The organism is Curtobacterium sp. ME12 (assembly GCF_903970855.1).
In the GTDB taxonomy this organism is placed as follows: Bacteria; Actinomycetota; Actinomycetes; order Actinomycetales; family Microbacteriaceae; genus Curtobacterium; species Curtobacterium poinsettiae_A.
This window is the reverse complement of record NZ_CAJCKD010000070.1, coordinates 1-2,882: the sequence shown is the minus strand read 5'-3', so window position 1 is coordinate 2,882 and position 2,882 is coordinate 1. Positions and strand designations below refer to the sequence as shown.

1 protein-coding gene and 1 pseudogene are annotated in these 2,882 nt (G+C 66.0%); one reads left to right on the top strand and one right to left on the bottom strand.

The genetic code is table 11. The features are described 5' to 3' along the window. A pseudogene (locus H7A73_RS17860) lies at nt 1-930 on the bottom strand (hypothetical protein); the annotation flags it as partial. Between the two features lie 158 nt (nt 931-1,088). Between H7A73_RS17860 and H7A73_RS17855 the strand changes: the two are divergent. Beyond that, a partial coding sequence (locus tag H7A73_RS17855; protein ID WP_182067227.1) for an HtaA domain-containing protein occupies nt 1,089-2,882 on the top strand: 1,794 nt, incomplete at its 3' end.

Sequence of the window (2,882 nt, the reverse complement as noted above, 5' to 3'; positions counted from 1 at the left end):
CGACGGAACCGGCGTCGTCGGCTCGTCCGACGGAACCGGCGTCGTCGGCTCGTCTGCTGCCGTGTAGGCGATGGTGATCGGCTGCGGCTTCTTCACTGCTGCGTCGGAGGAGCCGGAGCTGTACCAGTAGGAGGACTGGCCGGTCTCGTTCTGGAACGCGACGAAGTCTTCGGGCCAGGACCCCCAGTCGGCGTTGGTCTTGTCAAGGTTGGTCGCTGAAGCCGGGGCGACGCCCTTCCAGTCCGGGCTGACGGTGATGCCGGTGCTGGTGATCTGCACGTCGGTCAGGGTGGCGAGGTGGATGGTGCGCGGCGTCAGCGGTGCCCACGTGCCGCCGTCGCGGGATGCGGCGTATCCGGAGGCGGTCGCGGTGAGTTCACCGGTGCCGTCGGCGGCGACGTGCAGCTTCGGGTCTTCGGCGGACCAGTAGGTCATGCCGCCGTAGAAGGCGACGGTGAACGCGCCGTCCCAGCTGATGTCTGCCGTGCCGGCGGTGGCGTCGACGTTGCCGGTTCCGTCGGCGAGCGTGACGGTACCGCCGCTGTTCGTGCTGGGGGTGAGATTGGCACCGTCACCGGTCTGGCACTTCGTGGCGAAGGTCGGTGTGGTCGTGCCGCCGGCGGCCTTCGGGTAGGCGATGCTCACGTTTCCGGAGGATGCCGAGTACCCGGGAGTGGGGTTCGTCGCTGTCCATGGGGCGGAGGCGCCGGTGTCGCCGGCGATACCGGCGGACAGGAAGTTGCAGCCGCCGAAGTAGGCGCCGGAGTTCGCCTCGTTGCTCAGGCTCCACGACAGGGTCGCGTCATCAACATCGGACGAGGCGGCGGAAGCGGGTGCGGCGCTCAGTGCGGCGATCGCCGCGACGGAGAGTCCGACGGTGAGGGCAGCGGCGCCGGCGGTGGAGCGGCGCAGGAGTGGGGGTACGTGCATGCTGTGGGTTCTTTCGGGTGAGGGTAGCCTTACCTAACAGAAGCTGAGCGTACGACCAGAACTAAGGTTAGGCAAACCTTACTTTTAACGCTACGGTCGTCAGCGCCCCTTCCCTCTCCCGAGAACATGAGTTCCCCATGCCCACACTTGGCGTGCGCTTGAGCGCAGCCGTGGCACTTGGAGCAGTCGCATTCGCTCTGTCGGCAAGCCCTGCTACCGCTGCGCCCACCTCCGACTCATCCACCTACGCGCTTACCAGTACGACAGCGGTCGGTAAGACCACCCGCGACCTCGCAGTCGATGACACAACTGGGCGCGTCTATGTCGCCGGCTCGCCAACCGAGTCAGGCGGCACTGTCACCTGGCTGGACACGGCGACCCGCGCCGCCGTGTCCAGCGCATATGACACGACGTCAGCCGACCCGGAAAATCTGGCACTCAGCCCAGACGGGTCGAAGCTGTACGTCCTCGGGTACACCAGCGGTGATCTCTCGGTCATCGACACCGCGACCGGATCGACACTCAAGACCATCACCGGCTTGCCCACCTACGCCGGAGGTCTCGTCCAGGACACGGACACTGGGAAGCTCTACGTCCTCGACACCGGCCTCACACCGGTGGATCCGGCGACGGGCGTCTTCGGTACGGAGGTGCCGATCTCGAAGCAGGCGTACCCGTTGTTGAAGGACGCGGTCTATGACGCCACGAACCGGATGATCTGGGTCGCCGAGGGCCGCTCAAGCGTCATCACCGGGTACAGCACCGTGACCGGCAAGTGGATCGATTCCCTCGCCATCCCGGTCGGTAAGTTCGCCGTCGACGGGACCGCGACCGGCGGACGGCCGGCGTTGCTCGCGATCGACGAGGATCTCGGGCAGCTCTACGCCGTCGTCGCGCCGACGATTTCCGACAAGTGGAAGAACAATAAGGTCATCACCGTCGACACGACCACGACAAAGCACCTCGGTGCTCCGATCGAGGTCGGCGACACCGCCCGCTCGATCACCGTCAACCCCGCCACGCACGAGGTGTACGTCCTCAACGGCTTCTCCAACACGCTCTCCGTCATCAGCCCCGCATCCTGGTCGGTGTCGAATACGGTGGACTTCACCGCACTCGGCGTCACCACCGGTACCGGAACCGCCGCTGCAAACGTGTGGGCGATGGGCGTCAACGCCCGCGGGTCCGAGATCTACGTCACACACCCGTACGGCACCGCCCGCATGAGCGTCATCGAGCGTTCCGGCGCGACACCGGCGGTCACCCCGCAGGCAGTCGCCCCCGGACAGGACACCGAAATGGTCCCAACCGAACCGGTGAACAGCCCGTGGAGCGGCCCCGCCGCGGCATCGCCTGCTGCAGCACCTGCAGGCGCGGTCGACGTCGGTCAGCCGACACTGCGGTGGGCGTTCAACGAGTACGCGAAGGCGTGGACCCGCGACCCCCTCGGCAGCACGACGCTCACAAACGACCAGTTCACCTTCAGTAAGGGAACCGGTTGGGTCGACCCGAAGACCGGAGCTGCAAGCATCGCCTGGTCCGACGGCTTCCGATTCCGCCACTACGCCGAACTCGCCCCCGACGTCATCTCCACCTACGGCAACCCGGTCCTCACGATCAACGCTGCGGGTACCGGAACGTTGACGTTCGACGTGTCTTGGTCGGTCGCCGCCGACACCAAGAGCGACGGCTTCAAGCGCATCCCGGTTGCCACATTCACTGACGCAGCTGTGTCTCTCGACAACGGGTCACTGACCATCAGCGGCACACCCGACTACACCGGCCGCAACTACACAGACGTCAACGGCACGAGTCACCCCAACTCATTCCCCGCCGAGTTCATTAACTGGTTCGATCCGGGCATGCGGGCCTGGTGGTACACCACCGGCGCCTCAATGGACGCCAAAAAGATACCCCTCCCCCTGACCGCATCAGGCTCGGTCGACCTACCC